The 16734-nt window shown below is 34.6% G+C and carries 13 protein-coding genes and 1 pseudogene; 10 read left to right on the top strand and 4 right to left on the bottom strand.

Features of this window, described 5'->3' with window-relative positions:
- A complete protein-coding gene (locus ACQKNX_RS13030; protein ID WP_427429254.1) occupies positions 1-2343 on the top strand; it encodes an FtsX-like permease family protein in 2343 nt (780 codons plus the stop codon).
- A gap of 277 nt (positions 2344-2620) precedes the next feature.
- Here the strand turns inward: ACQKNX_RS13030 and ACQKNX_RS13025 are convergent, their stop codons facing one another.
- Positions 2621-3238 (bottom strand): trimeric intracellular cation channel family protein, encoded by a 618-nt coding sequence (locus tag ACQKNX_RS13025; protein ID WP_427429253.1) that lies wholly within the window; start codon positions 3236-3238, stop codon positions 2621-2623.
- Positions 3239-3385: 147 nt separating this feature from the next.
- Here ACQKNX_RS13025 and ACQKNX_RS13020 point away from each other — a divergent pair, with 147 nt between their 5' ends.
- From ACQKNX_RS13020 to ACQKNX_RS13005, 4 genes are all read left to right on the top strand, one after another.
- Positions 3386-4636, top strand: coding sequence for an aminotransferase class I/II-fold pyridoxal phosphate-dependent enzyme (locus ACQKNX_RS13020; protein WP_427429252.1), 1251 nt, complete (start codon positions 3386-3388; stop codon positions 4634-4636).
- A gap of 762 nt (positions 4637-5398) precedes the next feature.
- Positions 5399-5773, top strand: coding sequence for a MerR family transcriptional regulator (locus ACQKNX_RS13015; protein WP_427429251.1), 375 nt, complete (start codon positions 5399-5401; stop codon positions 5771-5773).
- Positions 5774-5864: 91 nt separating this feature from the next.
- The gene (gene glnA, locus ACQKNX_RS13010) at positions 5865-7199 is read left to right on the top strand and encodes a type I glutamate--ammonia ligase (protein WP_340825713.1); all 1335 of its coding nucleotides are present in this window, start codon (positions 5865-5867) and stop codon (positions 7197-7199) included.
- A gap of 619 nt (positions 7200-7818) precedes the next feature.
- Positions 7819-8211, top strand: a complete 393-nt coding sequence (locus ACQKNX_RS13005) for a hypothetical protein (RefSeq protein ID WP_427429250.1) — start codon at positions 7819-7821, stop codon at positions 8209-8211.
- 157 nt (positions 8212-8368) lie between these two features.
- Here ACQKNX_RS13005 and ACQKNX_RS13000 read toward each other — a convergent pair whose 3' ends face one another.
- The gene (locus tag ACQKNX_RS13000) at positions 8369-8998 is read right to left on the bottom strand and encodes a TetR/AcrR family transcriptional regulator (RefSeq protein WP_427429249.1); all 630 of its coding nucleotides are present in this window, start codon (positions 8996-8998) and stop codon (positions 8369-8371) included.
- A gap of 169 nt (positions 8999-9167) precedes the next feature.
- Between ACQKNX_RS13000 and ACQKNX_RS12995 the strand changes: the two genes are divergently transcribed.
- Positions 9168-10370 carry a YhgE/Pip domain-containing protein gene (locus ACQKNX_RS12995; protein WP_427429248.1) on the top strand — a complete coding sequence of 401 codons (1203 nt, stop codon included), beginning with the start codon at positions 9168-9170 and terminating at the stop codon, positions 10368-10370.
- A 336-nt stretch (positions 10371-10706) separates the two neighbouring features.
- Here ACQKNX_RS12995 and ACQKNX_RS12990 read toward each other — a convergent pair whose 3' ends face one another.
- On the bottom strand, positions 10707-10892 hold the full coding sequence (locus tag ACQKNX_RS12990; RefSeq protein WP_427429247.1) for a DUF4177 domain-containing protein: 186 nt from the start codon (positions 10890-10892) through the stop codon (positions 10707-10709).
- 443 nt (positions 10893-11335) lie between these two features.
- On the opposite strand from ACQKNX_RS12990, the pseudogene ACQKNX_RS12985 reads away from it, so the two are divergent.
- Positions 11336-12025, top strand: a pseudogene (locus tag ACQKNX_RS12985) (hypothetical protein); the annotation flags it as partial.
- 342 nt (positions 12026-12367) lie between these two features.
- Here ACQKNX_RS12985 and ACQKNX_RS12980 read toward each other — a convergent pair.
- Complete coding sequence (locus ACQKNX_RS12980) at positions 12368-13219, bottom strand: helix-turn-helix transcriptional regulator (RefSeq protein ID WP_427429246.1); 852 nt, start codon at positions 13217-13219, stop codon at positions 12368-12370.
- Positions 13220-13339: 120 nt separating this feature from the next.
- Between ACQKNX_RS12980 and fabF the strand changes: the two genes are divergently transcribed.
- The 3 genes from fabF (at position 13340) to ACQKNX_RS12965 (ending at position 16733) form a co-directional block, all read left to right on the top strand.
- Positions 13340-14575 carry a beta-ketoacyl-ACP synthase II gene (gene fabF, locus ACQKNX_RS12975; protein WP_427429245.1) on the top strand — a complete coding sequence of 412 codons (1236 nt, stop codon included), beginning with the start codon at positions 13340-13342 and terminating at the stop codon, positions 14573-14575.
- Positions 14576-14951: 376 nt separating this feature from the next.
- Positions 14952-16100, top strand: a complete 1149-nt coding sequence (locus ACQKNX_RS12970; protein ID WP_427429244.1) for a YhgE/Pip domain-containing protein — start codon at positions 14952-14954, stop codon at positions 16098-16100.
- Between the two features lie 93 nt (positions 16101-16193).
- The gene (locus tag ACQKNX_RS12965) at positions 16194-16733 is read left to right on the top strand and encodes a PadR family transcriptional regulator (RefSeq protein ID WP_427429243.1); all 540 of its coding nucleotides are present in this window, start codon (positions 16194-16196) and stop codon (positions 16731-16733) included.
- Position 16734: the final 1 nt, after the last annotated feature.

Below are 16734 nucleotides of genomic sequence, written 5' to 3'. Positions count from 1 at the left end.
ATGTTAATCAAACATTGTTTAAAATATTTATTCAAAAGCAATAAATTTTTATTTCTTTCTATAAATATCATGATTCTAATTACAAGCTTTATGACTTTTTCATTATTGATTACTAATAATAATTTAGAAACAGTAAATGAAAATAACCAAACATCGAAACAAGAAGATTTTCAATTCCTACCTAAACTTAGTGAAAATGATATAAATATTTTTGCTTCGCAGCACCAAATTAGCATTGAAGAAATGGAAGAGAAAAATTTCAACCAAATCCTACTCGATCATCAGATTTCTTATCGTGATATTTATGGTAATAAAATTAGTGAACTACAAAAAAAATACGGGTTTACAAGTGAAATACAGCAGTCGAAATTTTTTGAAGATAAGGGCAATAATTATAGAGTTGTTAAACATAACGAAATAATAAACAAATTCTTTTTTGTAAAAGGAGAAATGGCTGTTGAAGATAATGAAATAGTTATCGACATCAATACAGCTAAAAAACAAGATATAAATATTGGAAACTCTTTTAAAATTAATGACAAAGAGTATATTGTATCTGGTATTGCAAGCTTTCCAGGTTTAATTAATCCAAATATGAGTGATACAGGCTTAAAAATATATAAACCGGCAACATCCGTCATAATGTCTTTAAATGACAAACAATACAATGCATTAAATGCGAATGAAAAAATCTATTATTCTGGGGTATGGACAAGTGAAAAACCACAAGAAATTTCTAGTACAGAAGTAGAATATTTATTGGAAAAGAATGATAATACAGAAATTAATATACTAGATTTAAAAATATCTATGAATAAAATGATTATAGGTGTTACAGTAACTTTGTTATTATCTATTGTCGGTATCATGTTGGCGATGGTTCTAATAAAAATGATTCAAGATAACCTTAAAATTTATGGTGTATTAAAGGGAATGGGGTATAAAAATTATGAATTAATTTTTAGTTTCTCTCCAACCGCATTATTATTAGTATTACCTGTTTCTTTGGGAATTTTATTATCATCACTTATGAACAATAAAATATTTGGGGTAATGAATAATGATTTATTAGCACCTTATCCTAATAAAAGTATTGATATGGTTTTCAGTGTTTCTGTAGTTAGTTTATTTACTATAGGAGTTTTAGCATTCTCCTTTTTGATTATTTTCCTTTTCCTTAGAAAAAGCTCAATAAACCTGATAAGGGAAACTAGTCAAGCTAAAAATAATCGAATAAAGAGAGTATTATTAATACTATTTGCGAGAAAGAAATTTTTAAGTAATTTGCGTAACAAATTTATTTTTAGAAACTTATTTGTTTTTTGTTTAGTCATTTTTTCAGGTTTTGCTTTAGGTGTACAACTTTTAATGAGTATGGGAATGTCAAGCTTTCCAAATCAAATGGCTAGTTCGTTTGAAAAGCAGTATAAGTATGAGTATAACTCGATATTAAATAATAAAGTTGATATTACCAATGTAAAAGATGCACAAGGGTATGTTGTTAGAAACATGAAGATTGACTCAAAAAACAATAATAGTGAGGATATCAGTTTGATTGCACTTGATAGTAATAAAAAGGATCAATATATACATTTTTATGATTATGAAACAAATAAAAATATTACTAATCAACTGTCAAATGGTGTAATTATCAACAAATGGTTTGCTAATAAACATAATCTTAAAGTGGGCGATAAGTTAAAGATTTATGATAACCAAAAAAATAGTAATGTAACTATTACGGGAATTAACTTAGATTTACAAGGGAACGAGTTGTACACGTCTAAAACATATTACGAAGATATTTTTTTAGAAAAGGTAAATTTTTATAGTGGTTTTTATAGTAAAGATAAGCCTGTAAAGGACAAAGGGGAAATTAGTCAAACAATCGTACAGAAAGAACAATATGAAGCGATTAAATTAAATTTTGAAAACTATAAAATTATATCTGGTGCCATGCTGTTTCTAGGTATAATACTTGGTGGTATACTTTTAAGTATTTCAATCTATATAGCAATCAAGACGGGAGAAAAAAATATCCTGTTACTTAAATCCATGGGGTATACAAATTCAGAAATTAATAAAGTTTCAATAATTGGTTATGTCAATCCTTTATTAATAGGCATTGTAATTTCAATTCCGTATTTTATTCTTTTAAGTAAATTGCTTTTTGGAGAATTATCGAAGTCGGCTAATTTCTTTTTACCAATGCAAACATCATTAGTAAATATCTTGACAGTTACAGGCTTTTCATTATTGTTTTTTGCATTAGTAGCAATTATTTATATGATGAAATTAAAAAAATCAACATCTTTTCAGAAGCTATTAGCCGAACAATTGTAACGATATGTTAGGAGTAGTTTATCTGAATATCTCATTTTGTCATGAAGTGTTTAAAATGTCCTTAACCTCATTTAGCTTGTAAAATGAGGAAGCGTTGTTCAGATACTTTATTTGAGTGCACTACTACCTTCTGAATAAGACCGTTGGTGTTTATTAAGAGATGTGAACTAGTATCCTTAGTTTGATAGGAAGGATCTTTAGGTCACATCTCATTTAATGCTAGCTGGTATAAAAAAGGTTATGTTAGTGCCGTACCGCTGCTATTCTTTATAAGAAATTAATTGTTATTTAAATCCCGATTCAACCTTCTCAAAGGCAAACGCCATTTCTTCATATAAGAAAAAACTCGTAATATTGTAATGACGCAGAATAATACATATAAGAAGATATCCCCTGGTAGTAACTCTAGTCCAATAAGAAGACCTGCAAGTGCTGCCCATACACCGTAAATTTCATCGCGTAGCACGAGTGGCTTCCGTCCAGCTAATAAATCCCGAACAATACCACCGCCTGAACCAGTTAAAACAGCAGCAACAATTACTGCACTAATTGGCATATTGAGTTTGACAGCGTACAATGCACCTTGAATAGCAAAAGCCGATAAACCAATAGCATCTGTGAAATTGCCCCAACGATGCCAATGCTGTATTAGATGATGCGGAAAAATAAAAAATATAGTAATTGCAGCAATCGCAATTTGGAACATCATATCTTGCCCCCACAATGTTGTGACAGGTAGACCAATCAGTAAATTACGAATGGCACCTCCACCAAAAGCAGTTACAATGCCAAGTATATATACACCGAATAAATCGTATTCTTCTTCCATTGCAATTATTGCCCCGGAAATAGCGAAGGCAATTGTCCCAATGATGCTAAAAACTTCCCAAGCCATCACTTTCCCCCCTTATACGAGAATAATTTGTAGTAAGTCCGCCCCTTAGCTTAGCGCATTTAACAGCCAGACACAATAGCAATTTTTGCAGGGTTGCAAACAAATTGATAAGATAGGAAAGAACAATTTGAAACGGAGACGAAAACAATGACTTTTACAACCCATTTAACAGCAGAGACGTTAACATTAGCGGAAAAAATAGAAGAAAAGGTGCGCCCTTATCACACGAAGGTAGAGAATATGGCGTTCATCAATCAGCAAAAGGTGCTTTCCGCATTCAGAGCGCATCAAGTAAGCGATTATCATTTACATCCGTCTAATGGCTATGGTTATGATGACGAGGGACGTGACAATCTTGAGCGTGTATATGCACAAGTTTTTGGAGCAGAGGCGGCGATTGTCCGTCCGCAAATCATATCCGGTACACATGCGATTACGCTTAGTCTATTCGGTGTGCTACGACCAGGTGATGAATTGCTTTATATTTCAGGTCAACCATATGACACGCTACAATCGATTGTCGATGGTGGTGACAAAGATACAGGATCGCTGAAGGATTATAAAATTGGTTATCGCCATGTAGATTTGATTGATAACAAAGAAATTGATTGGACTGCAGTTGCTGCAGCTATTACACCAAACACAAAAATGATAGCTATTCAACGTTCAAAAGGCTATGCAACTCGTCCATCCTTTACCATTTCACAAATTGCAAAAATGTGTGAGAAAGTAAGAGAGTTCTCTCCAAATGCCGTTATTTTTGTTGATAACTGCTATGGTGAATTTGTGGAGGCACAGGAACCTACAGAAGTAGGTGCTGATTTAATGGCAGGTTCTCTTATTAAAAATCCAGGTGGTGGCTTAGCAAAAATAGGTGGCTATATTGCAGGACGAGCTGATTTAGTAGAAAAATGTGCTTATCGAATGACATCGCCAGGTATTGGGGCAGAAGCAGGTGCAACATTAAATACACTTGGTGATTTCTATCAAGGCTTTTTCCTTGCACCGCATGTTGTTAGTCAAGCATTAAAGGGTGCCATTTTCACAGCAGCAATGCTGGAGGAAATAGGCATGAATACTTTCCCAAGTTATCATGCGGAGCGTACAGACTTAATTCAATCGGTATCATTTAAAACAGCAGAGCAAATGATTGCTTTCTGTCGAGAAATTCAAGCAAATTCTCCAATAAATGCGCATTATGCTCCAGAGCCTGCTTACATGCCTGGCTATGAAGACGATGTCATCATGGCAGCAGGGACATTTATTCAAGGCTCAAGCATTGAACTTACAGCGGATGGTCCAATTCGTCCGCCGTATACAGCATTTATTCAAGGTGGATTGACATATGAGCACGTGAAATTTGCCATTTGTAGCGCTGTCCAAAGCATACGAAAATAGGCAATTTATAGCTGTTAGACAAGCCCTATCACAGTTTTGTGATGGGGCTTGTTTCGTAATGTTAATGTAGCTATCTGTTTAGCTTTCACACCAAAGCTAGTGGTCTTAATAGATACTATATTTCAGCAGGAACAGTGCGAGTGGAAACTATATTTTTTTGTGGTGACATGCCTGAAGAATTGTTGGCGTTATACATGTTAAAAAGGAGCATATGCAGCAATCTACGTTTTCTTATGATTTAATCTAAAAAGATTGTATTCATAGTGTCGACAAAAGGCTGTTTGCGACTTGCTTGTGCCCGCGGAAAGTGTTCGCCCGTAGCGGTAATCAAAGGCAGAAATCATCTATACTTATATAAAAAATGATAGAAGCAGAAGACTATTGTACGTATTATTAGCCTAATGCACTTAAAAGAAAATGTCATACTAGTTGATTGTAGCGGAGGCGGCGACTCCTGAGGGGACCGCACAATACGTAAGACGCAACAAACCGCGCGTTAGCGAGGGTTGCGGCTTACGGTGTGCCCGCGGAAAGCGTCCGCCCGTAGCGGAAATCAAACACAGGAATCATCTTATATAAGAAGACCAAAGATAAACTGTAAAATATTTTGAGTTTGACTAAAGCTTGGACTATATTTTTATAGTTTTTAACAATTTTTCATCAATTCAAAAAAAAATTAAAAATCCATGTTAGGAAACCTAACATCTTTGTTGACAGTGAAAATTTTTCGTTATATGATAAGCGGGTATTGGGGGGACTTAAATGAGTCGTGAAATTAGACGAACGATGCCGTTATTATCTATGAGTATTGTGATGCAATTGACCGAGCTTTCGGCACGCCAAATTCGTTATTATGAAGAACACCATTTAATTGAGCCACACCGAACAGAAGGTAATCGTCGAATGTTTTCATTAAATGACGTCGATACGCTTCTTGAAATAAAAGATTACTTGGAGCAGGGTATGAATATGGCGAAAATTAAAAAATTATTTGCTAAAAAATTAGATCCTGTTGCAACTGAAGAACCTGATTTAACTGACACAGAATTACGTCAAATTATGCGCGAAGAAATGCGTCAAGCACAGCGCATGCAAAAATCATCTATCCGACGTGGGGATTTATCCCGATTCTATTAAATAAATGCAAGTGTTTTTCAATTGGTCGGTTTTTATTTAGTAGGGTAGGGTAAAGATATAAGCTAGACAATTTATAGGAGTGTGGAAAACTGTGGGTAAATACACAAAAGAGGACATCAAGAGTTTAATCGAAGAAAAAAATGTTAGTTTCATTCGTTTACAATTTACGGATATACTAGGTACAATTAAAAACGTTGAAATTCCTGTTAGTCAACTAGACAAAGCACTAGAAAACAAAATGATGTTCGATGGCTCATCAATTGAAGGTTTCGTGCGTATCGAAGAATCAGATATGTATTTATATCCTGATTTAGATTCTTTCGTAGTTTTCCCTTGGACTTCAGAAAAAGGGAAAGTAGCACGTTTCATCTGTGACGTATACACTGCTAAAGGCGAACCATTCGCTGGTGACCCACGTAACAATTTAAAACGTATCCTTAAAAAAATGGAAGATATGGGCTTCACAAGCTTCAACTTAGGGCCTGAGCCAGAATTCTTCTTATTTAAATTAGATGCAAAAGGTGAACCTACGTTAGAAGTAAACGACCACGGTGGTTATTTTGACTTAGCACCTACTGATTTAGGTGAAAACTGTCGTCGTGATATCGTTTTAGAGCTTGAAGAAATGGGCTTTGAAATTGAAGCTTCTCACCATGAAGTAGCACCTGGTCAACATGAAATTGACTTTAAATATGCAGATGCCATTACAGCATGTGATAACATCCAAACGTTCAAATTAGTTGTTAAAACAATTGCACGTAAACACGGCCTACATGCAACATTCATGCCAAAACCGTTATTTGGTGAAGCTGGCTCTGGTATGCACTTTAACGTTTCATTATTTAAAGGTAAAGAAAATGCATTCTATGATGAGTCTACAGAGCTAGGCCTTTCTGAAACAGCAATGCAATTCATGGCAGGTGTCCTTGCACACGTACAAGGATTCACAGCAGTAACAAACCCAACTGTTAACTCTTATAAACGATTAGTTCCTGGTTATGAAGCGCCATGCTACGTTGCTTGGTCTGCACAAAACCGTTCACCACTTATTCGTATCCCATCTGCACGCGGACTTTCAACTCGTGTAGAAGTACGTTCAGTGGACCCAGCAGCAAACCCATATTTAGCGATGGCTGTTATTTTAGAAGCGGGTCTAGAAGGTATTCGCCAACAATTAACACCACCAGCGGCAATTAACCGCAATATCTACGTAATGACGGAAGAAGAGCGCAAAGCAAACGGTATTGCCAATTTACCACCAGCGCTTGACGATGCATTAACATTACTTGCGCAAGATAAAGTAGCTCAAGCTGCTTTAGGTGAGCACATTTACGCTAACTTCAAAGAAGCAAAAGAAATCGAGTTCGACATGTACCGTACAACAGTACACCAATGGGAACGCGACCAATATTTAAAAATGTATTAATCAAAAGCGTTGGGGCTTATGGTTATCTAAGGTGAAATATTTATAATCAAACTACCAAAAAGGTATTACATTTTAATGATGTAGTACCTTTTTTATTGTATTTAGCAATAATAAATGGTTTGAAAAAAGACAAAGAGATTTTATTAAACGAGAAAATTGTTAGTATATATACTACCTAATATAGATATAGAATATATGAGAGAACGCTATTAATAATATAAAATAGTTATTCAACAATCGGGCGCGATTCTGTAACAAGAATCAGCGTTAGTTTTCATTAAAAGGCTATATTGTTGAATAACAATTATTAATTAAATTGGGTATTAATGCTAAAATAAAGATGTAGAACGTGAAACAATACAATTAATAGAATGAGGATTTAGTTAAAAAACTCAATAAGAAAATGAAATAGGAGGTTACGCTTTGAAGAAAGGCGGAATAGGTTTTGCTTTGTTATTAATAGGTGTAGTTATTTTTTAAAACGAATATCGTTTAACCCCTTTATCTTCTAGGGAGGCTAACCCTTTTGTAACAAATGCGATTAGATGTTAGAACCATTCTCAACTAAAGAAGGTATGATCATATGGCGTAGATGCCTATGCAATTAAGGGGGAGCAACTTGAACTTATTTAATATCATTAAAAACAAACAACAATATTGGCTCGTTGATCAAATCAGAAAAGATGATATTTCAAAGGAAGCATACTTACAACAATTTACACAAATTCTGGAGGAATGGAATCATCTGGGGATTGGCTATTTATCTTTACTTATGGATGAAAGTTTTGAAAGCTTGTTGCTCCAGAAAAAGTTTTGCAAGATTTCTAGTATTGTTGAGTACACAAGGAAACTAGCAGATTTACCGCAAATGGATGATCAAATTGTTGGGCATTCTCTTTCAGAAGGATTACTAGATGACCGGGAATATTGGGAATTATATGACCTTTACGGGCGCGATTCTGTAATTAAGGATCAGCGCTCGTTTTCATTAAAGGGCCATATTGTGGAATAACATTCTTGTAAAAGGTAATCAATTGACGCTACGTTAACTTAAAAGGAAAGGCACTAAATGAACCGATTTGTTTAGTGCCTTTCCTAAAAATAAAATGATTACTTTTGTTGTGAAAGCCATTCTGCTACTTTTTTTGCTTCTTCTTCTTTTTAATTGATTACTTTTCATCTAAAAATTTATCAATATCAATCACTTCTCCAGGTAGCCATCCAGCAACTCTTGCGGGGCCATTAATCATAATGTTTAAGATACCTTTTGCTAATTGCTCAGGTGTGTAATCTGCTGTTTGATCTAACCATAATTGGGTAACCCCAGTAATGACAGAAACCAAAATGGGGATGAAAAAATGAGATGGTAAATACTTTACTTGTCCAATAATTTGATTAGAAGGAGACTGATGAAAGACGTTTTGAAGTACTTTCGTTAGTTCGGTTTGTAATGACATTGCGCCTTTCGTTTGTTGAATAATTTGAAATAAAGTTTGTTCTTCTTTTAAGCATGTAAATAATTGAATAAATGTTGGATATCTAGACTTTAAAAGGTCAATCGGCGAATTCACATCTTTTAAATGCGTTTCGAAAATTAGTTTGATTTTATCCACTAATTGTTGTTCAAATTGGTCAAGCATATCGAACTTGTCTACATAATGTAAATAAAATGTGCCACGACTAATATCAGCTTTCTCGGATATGTCGGAAATAGTTAGCTCATCAAAGCTTTTTTGCTGTAATAACTTAAAACAGGCGTCTTGAATAGCCTGTAGTGTTTTCCTTTTTCGGCGATCCACTAATAGCTCTCCTCTATTTCTGAACAATTTATTAAGATATGTTCAATAATTTACATCATTGAAGTTATTGTACATGGTCAGTTTAGTACTTTCATGTTTATAATCAGTAAGTAAAATACTTAACAACGTGTTAATTATTTATGATAGAGAGAAGAGAGGAAAACGTCAAATGAAGAGCAAAAATAAGTTTTTAATTTTACCATTTATCGTAGCGACAATTGTGACGCTGATTTTTCTTGCAGCACAAATTCCGTCAGCTAAAGTTAACCCAAAACATTTACCAGTCGCATTGGTTAATGAAGATGGCGGCGTAATGGCCAATACGATTATCAAAAATTTAAAAGAAAATGCACCTGATGCAGTTGAATTTATTGAATATGATTCACTAAAAGAAATGCAAGAGGGGATGACAGATCGCAATACTTATGGTGGGCTTGTTATTCCAGCCACGTTTACAGAGCAAATTACTGCGATTCAAACAGGAGATACGCCTGCTAATCTAGACATTTATATAAATGAAGGTGTAAATACAAGTGTTGCAACATCGATGGAAGCGACGTTAAAACAGGTTGTAGCAACAATTAGTACGAACGCTAGCGCACAAATTACTGTGCAAATGCAACAAGTAGCAGATCAAATGGGTGAAGCAGTTGGTGCAAAATTAGCTCAAATGAATGCACAAGGTAGTGGAGAAGGACAAGATTTATCTTCTATGATTTCTCCTGTACAACCGAAAAAGGTGGCATTACTTGCAAATCCTATAACAGCAACAGTAACGAAAGTAAATGCAGTTGGAAAATTAGGATCTGTGCCAGCAGCGTTGTTTGTACCACTGTGGATGGCTAGTATGATTGGGGCTGTTATGCTGTACTTAGCGGGAACAAAGCGTCCATTTGAAAATCGTATTAGCATGATAAAGTTCCAACTAGTCCAATCATTAATTCCGATTATTTATGGATTCTTCGCGGGTTATCTAGTAACTTGGTACTCAACATGGATGTTAGGGTATGAGTTTGAATCATTCAATACGGTGGCATTATTTGCATCTATTGCAGTGATCGCATTTATCTACATGATTTTATCAGTCGTTTCCTGGTTACGTTTACCAGTACTAGCGTTTTTCGCGTTATTCATATTCTTTGGATTACCATTAATTCAATTAGTACCCGAGATGATTCCAAGCTTCTACGGCAATTACATTTTACCTTGGCTACCAATTCGTTTCTTAGTAGATGGCATCAAAGAGATTTTATACTTTGGTGAAGGTGTCATGAATGACTATACACTCGTATTAATGTGGATTGCAATCTGTGGTTTTGTATTACTATGGGTAAGAAATTTAACTAAAAAAGTAGTAACTCCTGAAGAGTAAAGTAAGAGTCAAAAAGGATAAACGATTTTATGCTTCATATCTTCAAGTGTAATATATTTTGTTGGTTCAATTACAGGGTGTGTTAGTAAATTCGCAAGATCCAATGCAATTACTTGCAGGTACTTTACATGGCTTTGAAAACAACATTTCCTATTAGGATGATTATAGCCATTATCTCACTAGTCATTGCGTTGTTTATGAAAGTAGAAAAGAAAAATAAGTAAATTGCTGCTGCTATTGACTTATTGAATAGAGAAGCCTAAAAACACTAAGATTTAGTGTTTTTAGGCTTTTATTTAATAATTTCTAACAGGGCCTTTAATTGAAAATTGATGTTCATTTTCCTTCATATTTTTCAAAAACCAAATCATTTGCTTTAATCTGACCATATGACCCACTACTTTTAGGAATAGTAGCAACAAATCTCCAGCCTTCTTTACTATACTTATCAATTAATTCCCTATGACTTTCCATTGTAAATAAACCAGAAACCTTTGCTTCTACATACATATATTTATACATTTTTATACACCTCATATATTATGTGATTTTTGCAAAATCAATAATGTTATAGAAATAGTTATACGAACCTAAAAAGTAAAAGTTTCTCACTGCTGATTTAACTAACCTTCTCCTCTAGTTGAATAGCAATAAACTTCTAGAAAAAAGTATAACTGAAACAACCACACCCATGCCACACTATTCTTGATAACGTTTTCTAATGTCTAAATTAAGAGCAAAAACAATAGAAGGTTAAGATTTCTTTACCTTGTAGAAAATCTATTGATTTAATATAGAAATAAAATTACGATGTTGACGGGGAAATAAGAATAAGTTGAAAATTATTGTTGACGGATCGCCGTATGCGATGAAAGTCGCACGTACGGTGAAGGCTCGTTATAAAGCGTTAAAGTGTATAAGACGAGAATAGTTCAAGTAATGAAGCACCAAAAGTATTAAATGTAAATATTGGTGGAACAGTAAAAGAAGGACAAGTTTTAATAGGAAACTATGATTACACTGACAAAGAAAATGATTTAGAGGGTACTTCAACTTATCGATGGTACGTTGCGGAAGATGTAGCTGGAACAAATAAGGTAGCAATTAGTGGTGCTAAATCTAATATGTATACTTTAACTGAAGCAGATGTGGATAAATATATCTTCTTTGAAGTAACACCAGTAGCACAATCTGGGGTACCTTCAGGAAATCCAGTATTAAGTCCAGCTACAACACAAGTATTGGGATTATCATTTTCTTTAGAGGACAATATCGGAAGTACCTCATATTCATTCCCAGTTGGAACTAGTGTAAATATTGGAAGTTTAAATAGTTTGTGGCCAACAGTCCATGCTGAAAAACCCATTATTAATGCAACTGTTACTATTGATTTAGACGGAGCATTTACTGCTGATATTAATGATAAATATGCATTTTCAAATAATGATTCAGGAATTAATTTAACAGCAGGAATGATCTCGAATAATGGTCAAACTATTACAATTCCAAACGTAGACATTATGACATATCCTGATCAACCATTTTGGCTAATGATTAAGTTTGGTACTAAGACTCTAGTTACAGAAGGAATATATGAAATTAAATTTACAATAAATGGCGTAACTAAAGTGATGAAACTTAATGTTACAAATTAATTTTAGTTAATCTGATTGTTTGGAGCTAGATTTTTAAAAATTAAAAAACATAATACTAAATATATTTATATTTTACCTTCCACAAGCACCTGTGGAGGGTTTTTATTTACAGATATACAAAGGATAAGACATATTTAGTCAACCCATATGTTGGTAAATTTTATCTTAAGGATGGATAGCTGGGATAAATTTTCTACAAAAAGGAAGATATTTTCCTCGACACTTAAGCATACAAAAAGGTGAAATTTCATGCTTTCATAAATATCTGGAGCCCGTAGCCAGCTAAAGTGCATCTCTAGGGCTCCAACGTTTTATTCTACTGACAAATTGTCCTCAATCCGTTCATTTTTCAGCGGATACCTTCTTCATTAACCGCTTTAATTTATCCTCTGTTTCTGTTTCCTCTGCAGGTGTATAAATGCTGCACCGTAAATCCATATCTCCTTGAACTTGGAGTGAAGTTAGATTAAACAACATTTTTCCTGCTTTTGCATGTCTAAATTCGATTATCATTTCTGGCGCCTTACTCACTTGACTTTCTTGCCATAAATCTCGGAATTCTTGATGGGATTGACTCATGTCCTCAATAAATTGGTTGTACCATTCATCACCTAAATAGTGTCCATAGTAGGTACGAAAAATAGCAAGAAAACCTTTCGCAAAATGTTCCCAATTGACAGCTAACGCTTTAAATTCTTTTCTAGTGAACACTAAACGAATCAAATTTCTTTCATTATCCGGTACTTGGTCAAAGTCTAAAAAAACGTGTGCAGCAGCAGCGTTCCAACCGACAATATGACAATGGCGATCCGTAATAATCGTTGGACAATATGTTAATTCAGCTAATATTCGTTTTAAAGCAGGGCTAAGCTCTGAAGAATTCTTTTTTAGATTTGTCATTTCAGATTTTACATCTAATGCAAGGTTGTATAAGTAGTCTGTTTCATCATTACTCAATTGCAAAGCTGTAGCAATGCAATCAAGTACACTGGCAGATACTTTAATATCTCTTCCTTGCTCTAGCCATGTATACCAAGTAGTACTTACACCTGCTAATTGGGCAACTTCTTCTCTGCGTAACCCTGGTGTTCTTCTCCGAGTTCCGGCAGGCAAACCGATAGACTCAGGCTTTATTTGGGCACGTTTCGATTTTAAAAATGTCGACAAAGCTTCAAGCCTATTTTTATCATTCAAGTTAACAACACCTCAGTATCATTTTTTCCTAGTAGTTATTATACCAGGATAAACTGTGTCTTGTAATAGGATATGAACGATGTAAAATACAATTATCATATTGATTTGGAGGAATGAAAAATGGAGAGAGTAGTGATTACTGGAATGGGAGTAGTTTCTCCTCTAGGCAACGACGTTCAAACATTTTGGAACAATTTGAAGAATGGACAATCTGGCATATCAACGATTGATACATTTGATATTACAAATCAAAAGACAAAAATTGCAGGTATTATTAAAGACTTCAATGCAGAGGAAGCGTTAGGTAAGAAAGAAGCAAGAAGTTTAGATCGTTTTGCTCAATTTGCCTTAGTTGCGGCAGAACAAGCATGGCAAGATGCCAATTTAGACCTCAATCAAATAGATGCAGAAAGATTAGGCGTATACGTCGGGTCAGGTATAGGTGGAATTGAAACTTTCATTGAAAATATTGATGCGCTTAGACAGAAAGGGCCACGAAGAGTTAGCCCAACTTTAGTACCTGCCATGATGGCTAATGCTGCTGCGGCTCAAATTAGTATTAAGTGGAAAGCGATGGGTCCTTCCATGTCACCTGTTTCAGCTTGTGCAATCGGAAATACAGCTATCGGAGAAGCATTTAGATTAATTCGTTACGGTGAAGTAGATGTTATGTTTGCAGGTGGAACAGAGGCTGCGATAACAGACTTATCAATAGCTAGCTTTGGGAATGCTACGGCATTATCAACAAGAAACGATGAACCTGCTATGGCTAGCCGTCCATTTGATGACAACCGAGATGGATTTGTTATGTCAGAAGGAGCAGGCATTCTTATTTTAGAATCGTTATCACATGCTTTAAAACGTGAGGCAAAAATATATGCAGAAGTAATCGGCTATGGTGCTAGTTCAGATGCACATCATATCGTCGCAACACATCCAGAAGGTAAAGGTGCCTATCTTGCAATGAAAACAGCATTAAAAAATGCCAATATAGTACCTGACGAAATTGATATTATTAGTGCGCATGCGACAAGTACAAAAGTAGGGGACATTTCTGAAACGATGGCTATTAAGCAGTTGTTTGGCAAACAAGCCTATCAAATCCCAGTAACAGCAAATAAATCAATGCTTGGTCATATGCTAGGGGCTGCTGGTGGAGCGGAGGCAATTGCTTTAGCAATGAGTTTAAAGGAAGGAATCATTCCTCCTACTATCAACTTAGAGCATCCCGACCCATTTTGTGATCTAGATTATGTACCAACTGTTGCTCGTCATGTGAATATAAATACCGGTTTATCTAACTCATTTGGCTTTGGCGGTCATAACGCAGCGATCGTTTTAAAGAAATATGAATGAATGTATTAATCAATTGATATAATTCTTTTCATACAGAAAATGAGACAGGATAGTAATAAAACTAATAAATAAAAAGCGTTGGAGCTATACGTCCAACGCTTTTTATTGTTCAAATATAAATGTCTTTATACGCTCGTTGCTTACAAATAATACCTGATTTTCTAAGTCTGAACTTGTAAACGTTATCAAAGAGATGCTATTTCACAGTTTAGACAAATTATAAAAATTAATATTTGTAGCCTATATGTATTGATTGCAAAGTAAATAGTATTTTTGTAGAATTACACTCACGGTTTAATTAAACTACTTAAATTAAACTATTCTGTTTAGAATATAAATTGGACAAACAGGTTTGTAGAAGGGGAGTACTAATTAAATGAAGTTTAAAGAGTTTTTGAAAACGAAGGGTGCAAAAGGCTCTATTTTTATGGGGATCTTATATGCGGTCTGTATGCTGGGTATCTTTTTACCAGGGTATACAGCAATACCGGGCAATATGGATCAATTACCGATTGCCATTATTAATGATGATAAAGGGGAATATGGCGCTCAAATAGCTGATAGTTTAACTGAACAACTACCATTCGAGGATATTCAAACAGACATCTCAAATAAAGAGGCTATAAAAGATTTAGAAAAAAACGACTTAGCTTTAGTTGTTCACATTCCAGAGACGTTTTCAGCTGATTTACAAAAAGGAGATGTATCATCTAGCATTGATTTCTCAATTAATGAAGCTGGTGCAACAGCAGTGTCATCTTCTATGCAACAAATTGTCATGCAAATTAATGCACAACTAAGTGCACAATTTTCACAACAAACAGCTCAAGGAATTTTAATGAACTTACATGTTCCAAAAGAGCAAGCAGCAGAATTAGCGGCGCAAATTGAAAATAGTTATGTAGGAAATATTGTGACATTGAACGACGTGCCAGATGGTATGCATAACAATATGTTACCAATGTTTTTAACAATGGCAATTTATGTTGGGGCTATGATTGGTGCGATGCAATTAGTAGGTGCGTTTAAAGCGAGTCGTGGGAAAGCAACGAAAACACGTTTATTTATCTACATGCAATTAACATCGATTATTATCGGTATGTTAGCTGGGTTAGTATCAACAGGAATGTCATTTGCCATCAATGATTTATCTGGAGCAGATTCATTCTTCCAAATTTGGGGTCAACAAATTCTAAACTATTGGGCATGCTTTAACTTCACTGCAGTTTTTGTTTTATTAATTGGAGAAGCTGGTATGATTGTAAACATTCCAATTCTATTAATCCAAACAATCGCCAATGGTGCTACAATCTCTCGTGATATGATGTACTTACCTTATAAATGGATGAGTCACATTTCACCAATGTATTATTCTGTTCAAGCATACTTTAACAGTATTTTTGGTAGTGTGAGTGCGGCTCCGTTCGTTTTAGGATTAACAACAGTTGGCTTTGTGGCAATGGTCATTAATGTTCTTATTGTTGGGATCCTTCATAAACCACTACCAGTAGCTGTGGAGAAGTAGTTTTTAAGAATTTATCAAAGGATTAAAATTCTGATGAAGTAAATCGTTAGTTTTGATAAAATAGAACTAATATTTGCCTAAGGAGCTGAAACAATGGCAATTCAAATTTTCATTCTTAGCAAGCTTATGGAAGGCGATAATTATCCTTATAATTTAAAAAAACAGATCTCAGAATTACAGTCCCTTGATTCGATAAATGGTTTGACGGAAAGTAAGCTGTATTATCATATTGAATCATTAGCAAAACAAGGGCTAATTGAGACGAAAGAAGTTATAAAAGAGGATAATCGACCTGATAAGCATGTCTTTTCTATTACGGAAAAAGGGCGCGATGCCTTGCCAAAAAAGATTTATAAATCCCTTGAAAATGCAAATACAATAGGCGATATGGTGATTGGTTTAGCAAATATGAAACATGTTGATCGTGATAAAATCATTCATATTTTAGAAAAAAAGTTAAGCGGTATGCATTCAAAATGGGACAATCTTTTTAAAATGGACAGACATCATTTAGTTAAACCTGGTGTAGAAGTACTGGCGGATTTTGTTAGCGACTATGCGAATTTTAGAATACAAGGCTCTATCCAGTATTTAGAAAAATTAATTGAGCATGTTCGAAAAGAAGAAATATAAG

It is taken from the genome of Lysinibacillus sp. NPDC093712 (assembly GCF_050280025.1).
GTDB lineage: Bacteria > Bacillota > Bacilli > Bacillales_A > Planococcaceae > Lysinibacillus.
Note: the sequence above shows the minus strand (reverse complement) of the source record. Positions and strands in the feature narration are given on the sequence as shown.